At 38.6% G+C, this 4,749-nt stretch carries 5 protein-coding genes; all 5 read right to left on the bottom strand.

What is annotated here, in order from left to right; all coding sequences use genetic code 11:
- On the bottom strand, positions 1–337 hold a 337-nt coding region (locus AC1DND_RS20015; RefSeq protein ID WP_477584310.1), incomplete at its 3' end, for a hypothetical protein.
- A gap of 1 nt (position 338) precedes the next feature.
- Positions 339–755: a hypothetical protein gene (locus AC1DND_RS20010; protein WP_477584309.1), complete on the bottom strand. Its 417-nt coding sequence runs from the start codon at positions 753–755 to the stop codon at positions 339–341.
- The gene (locus AC1DND_RS20005) at positions 752–1,852 is read right to left on the bottom strand and encodes a DUF928 domain-containing protein (RefSeq protein ID WP_477584308.1); all 1,101 of its coding nucleotides are present in this window, start codon (positions 1,850–1,852) and stop codon (positions 752–754) included. The genes AC1DND_RS20010 and AC1DND_RS20005 overlap by 4 nt, the downstream gene beginning before the upstream one ends.
- Positions 1,849–4,392, bottom strand: a complete 2,544-nt coding sequence (locus tag AC1DND_RS20000) for a TonB-dependent receptor (RefSeq protein ID WP_477584306.1) — start codon at positions 4,390–4,392, stop codon at positions 1,849–1,851. Before AC1DND_RS20000 ends, AC1DND_RS20005 begins: the two co-directional genes overlap by 4 nt.
- 151 nt (positions 4,393–4,543) lie before the next feature.
- On the bottom strand, positions 4,544–4,749 hold a 206-nt coding region (locus AC1DND_RS19995; RefSeq protein WP_477584304.1), incomplete at its 5' end, for a hypothetical protein.

Genomic DNA, 4,749 nt, shown 5'->3' with positions numbered 1-4,749 from the left:
GGTCAGGAATACCTCTTAACTGCCTGTTAATGGCGCCAACGTTTAAATTCCAACCCAAACCAACCCAACTGGCTTCGTCATCAATCCCTACTCCTGATTGGTAATTTAAATTAATGGGATAACCATCTATATCCATCAAAGGAATATTGTATTTAAAATCTCCGCTAAATAAATCAACCATGTCAGAAACACCAACAGGCTGAAAAGATTGGGCTTCTGGCTGGGCTGGGCCTGATGTTAGTGCATAAACACTTAAGGGTTGAAAAATTTGTATCAACCACAGCACCAGCAAAAACTTAGCAATAAATTTGGTCTTATTAATTAAAGTATATCCCATATTATTTGATCGTGAGAACGTATTTTTTTTTATTAATAATTTGATCCTGATAAATCAGTGTATATTCTTTTGTCGAAAGGTCTTGGTCGCTGAATCCTACAAGAAATTCATAACTCCCTTTTATCCCATTTACTATGGGTTCCACATATTCCGGATATAACTTTACATTATTTTTGAGCAGATAAAAACAACTGTCAGAATGGTAAAGAAAAGATTCGGTAATTTTTTCCATTCCACTTTCAGCAAATTTCTTATCAGGGAATACCCTAATCATGAAAGTCCGCGTGTGCTCCGTAGATGGCGTTTCTTTTAATTGCGCCATTACATTTAAATCGACATCGGAACTTTGACCGGCAGGTTTTTTAGTACTACATGAAAGTATCAAACCAAGTAAAATTATTATAGTGGCTTGTCTCATTCTGTTGGTTGTTTATATAAAAATCTTAAACTTTTCTGACTGCCATCAGGCATTTGAATTTTCATGATATAAGAATAGTTGTCCTCAAATGAAAAATTATGACTCAGATCAATATTGATTTTGTTCTGTCCACGCTTTAACCTCAGCTTAGGGAGGTTTTTGATCTTTTTCGAAGGATTATTAATACATAGAATATTGTATTTTAATTCCTGCTCTCCATAAGAATTAACTAGGGCAAATTTAATCTGGCCATCAGCAACATAATAATTCCCCTTAACCAGATCTTCAATATCCCTATACCCGTAATCAGTTGGTATAACCGCATTCACCGTATCCTGGCAGTTCACCTCGAACGACCAGACATCTGAACGGTTGATTACCGTTTGATCGCGGTAGGCGCTTACCTGCCAGGCATATTTTTTACCGGCTACCAGTTCTTTTGAATTTGGTGGGTAAACCAATAAATTGGCCACTACCCCTTTTTGATTTACAATTGGCAGGTTGTAATTTAAGGCTTCAACGGCATTCTGCTTATCTTTAATTTCGACCAACATCACCTGGTAGAGTAAACCATCAATCTTTGGTATAGAAGGTTGCCAGGTAAGCAATGGGCGTTTTTCGCAAATTTCGTCCTGATCGTAGGGTTCGATCAGATCTAAAGGTGCTGGTGGTGTAATTTCGTTGTTAAACGTTTGATCGATAATGATCTCTTCGCTTGAGGAGGCCGAATAAATATTAAACGAATATTCGTAATCGCCCTGTGGGAAATATTGGTTGCGTCTGATAAAGTTTGCAGTTGCATTCTGTGCCATGGCCACGCTGGCTGTGCGGGCCACTCCCGAAGGAATAATGTTGTTCCCCGGCGCAATGGTAAATACCCCCGTTTGTATAGTGGCAATTTTTCCGGCACGTGCTTCCGTTACCGTAATGTTCATCCTTACCGATTTTACACCGGATGCATTGAATATAGATGCCCTAAAAAGACCGTTCAGCGTGGTACCATATACCTCTGGAACAAACACAATACTTGTTTGGGCAGACACAACGGTACTTATGGAAATAAATAAAATAAATAATCTTAGTTTAAGTTTGCTCATTGTCTGTCGAGATAATAGTGTATAGATATTTCTCCCCTATTGGTAGAGAAAAGATCAGGATAGGTTGGGGTAATCAGGTTTTTACGGATATCTACATAAGCAGAGATATCAAAATGTTTCTTCAGCATGAACTGGATACTTTGTTTAATACCGGCCTGGCGCGCAAGATGCTGATTATCCAGATAACTCAGTCCGCTCGACATCGAAACACCGCTGAATAACTGGTATTGTAGCGACGCATCTGAGTTGAGCATATTGCCCAATATGGTATTGGCATTAAGTTCGCGGTTATAAAAAAGGTTTCCAGAAAGCGAAAAGTCTTTAAATACCACTGTTTGTACATAGTTTAACTGCAATAAACTAGAATTGCCCAATGATAAGGGGTTGGCAATTTCCTGCTGCGCCACACTTACATGGCTAAACCCGCGCTGCCCAAACATTTTATAATTCGAATTGAGATCGAGCTGAAGTTTTTTAGAGGCATATACCGGAGTACTGCCCTGCGATACCTTATCAACGCCGTTATCAATATATTTTAGGCCTAAATTAGCCGACCTGGAAATGCGGAATCTCGAATCGAGCTGAATGTTATGGTTGCTCCAGTGCGAATGATCAGTCGCACTAATGGGCATGTTTTTAAAGTCGGAACGTACAGAAAGTGTCATTTTCTTGTGGAAAAATTCTTTACGGATATTTCCACCAAACCTTAGGTTAAGGTTACCAATCCCCTGTTGCCCAGGATTTTGAAATCCGGAACCTGCATAATTAACAAATACAGTGCTCCTGATTCCCAGCTTTTTATCATCGATAGAATGGTTTAATCCAACCGACATGGTCTGCAGAAAATCATCTCTAAAATAGTTACCATTGGTATTTCTATCGATTATTAACTGATCCGGACCAAAGGCAGCAAGTTCTTTGTATTGTGTAGAGGATTTGGAAACATCAAAAGTAAATGTTCCTGCCTTACTGAACCGAAAGGCCTGACTAATGGTAAATACCATATTATTTCTTGGCAATGCATTTTGAGCTGATCCAAAGCTTCCGTTAAATTGCCGATCGTATGTACCCACCCATGAAAGCTTGCCCGAACCGAACGAAAAATTTGTAGTGGGTACACTTAAATAACTGTAGAGTTTTGGAATGGCAAAAGTGGACGCATTAAAACCGGCATCTTTTGTTGAATTAAGGTCGAGGTTGGTWCTTACCCCAACAGTCACCGGCCCTCTTGGCGTTCTTAAAGAAAAATTGAAACCATTTAAAAAGAGATCGCGGTTGAGAAAACTTCCAGGCAATTGATGGCCAAAATTACCAGCCTGAAACTCACGGAGTTTGGCATAACCTTTCTGTAAAAAGCCCATATCTTTTCCTTTAGCAAGTTCCGAGACAAAGAAATTTTCGAGTTCTTTTTGCGAGATTTTACCTTGGGCTACTTTTTCCAGTAATTCAAGTTTTTCAGGGTCAAGCCCACTATCATATACAGATTGTTGTACCTTTTGGATTTCTGTAAACAATTCCTGCTTTTTTGCATTTAATAAGTTTGTAAGCGAATCCTGCCCGTGTTGACTAAGTTGTTTCCCCCCGTTCTGTGCCTGATCTTTTATTTCTGCTGTAAATTCGTTCAGTTTTGCCTTCAACTCCAATTCATCCATCTTGAGCATGCTTCTTAAATTTTCGGGATTGTTTAAATAGGCCTGTAGTTTTGGTGAAGCAGAGAGATTAAGGTTCTTCGCAATCTTATCTTGTATTTTCTTCCGGAGAAAAGACTCAGCGGTTTGCCCGCTTAACACATTCTTGCGCAAGTTCCGGTACTTGTCTATATCTGCCTTAAAAAACTGATTAAAACTTGGCTTGGGTAAATTGAACTTAAAAAGATTGCCCTGATCGAACCTAAAATCTCTCATGGCCGTATAAGTGTTCGCCAATGAAAGATCAATCGGAATATTATATATTTTCAATTGGCCATAAAAGGTTACATTATTTAACAGGTTTTTGCCATTGGCCGGGTTCTGCGTTTTGATATATTGTGTTGCATTTTCTACTGATACATCGTTAAACTGTATTTTGGCACCTTTTTTCAGCGTGTCTTTTTTTAACAGTTTAGCAATATCAGATTGTTTTACACGCTCATCCGCTTGCGTTAATATTGATTTTTTGGTCACCTGTATTTTCCCCATTGCCACTGAATCGAGCTTAGAGAATTTCTTTTTTGCCGATTTCAAGCTATCTGTAACCAGTTCTTTTGTTTTAACATATTGCGAAGAAACACTCGCAGATTGTATCTTAACATTTTTTTTCAGGCTATCCTTACTCAGCAACCCGGCCGACTGCCCGGTTAGTGCGCCTACTTGTAACTTTAATGATTTTTTAGTCTCCTGGATTTTTTGCATAGCCGGCGAATCTAGCTTGGACAACTTCTTCTTGCCTGATTTCAGACTGTCTATAACAGTCTGCCCTGCTGAAGGAAGTTGCGCGAGAAGCTGCACTGAATGCAGGCAAAAAAATACCAGCACAGTAGCTGTTATTACGGCTTTGTTCATACATTAAATTTAGCATAGCTCTTTATCAAAGGCTTTTCCCTGCATTTAGGGTAAGACAGAAATAGACATTAATAAAGCGTTATTTAGTTTGTTTGGGAGTTTGAGAACTCAATTTCGAATATCATTAAAAAAATAGCTGTAAAAAAGCCGACTAAGCTCGATTTCCACAAACAGTACCTTTCAAATGACGAAAGTGACCTAATGTTTGATGAAACTGCCAATATTCAATCCTTATGGTTTCAAAAATCTGGTTAATCTTCTTCCTATTGATCCCATATAATGTGTCTGTAAACTTGATAATCATCATTTTTTTAATTTCTTTGTTTGTTTTTTGTGGATTTAGCCGTTGGCCTTGGT

Source organism: Pedobacter sp. 01N416 (genome assembly GCF_056399685.1).
The sequence above is the reverse complement of the archived record's forward strand: the minus strand, read 5'-3'. Positions and strand labels throughout refer to the sequence as shown.

Coding starts and splice junctions, on each gene's coding strand:
- AC1DND_RS20005 (WP_477584308.1), bottom strand. CDS start 1,852: ATGAGCAAACTTAAACTAAGATTATTTATTTTATTTATTTCCATAAGT.
- AC1DND_RS20010 (WP_477584309.1), bottom strand. CDS start 755: ATGAGACAAGCCACTATAATAATTTTACTTGGTTTGATACTTTCATGT.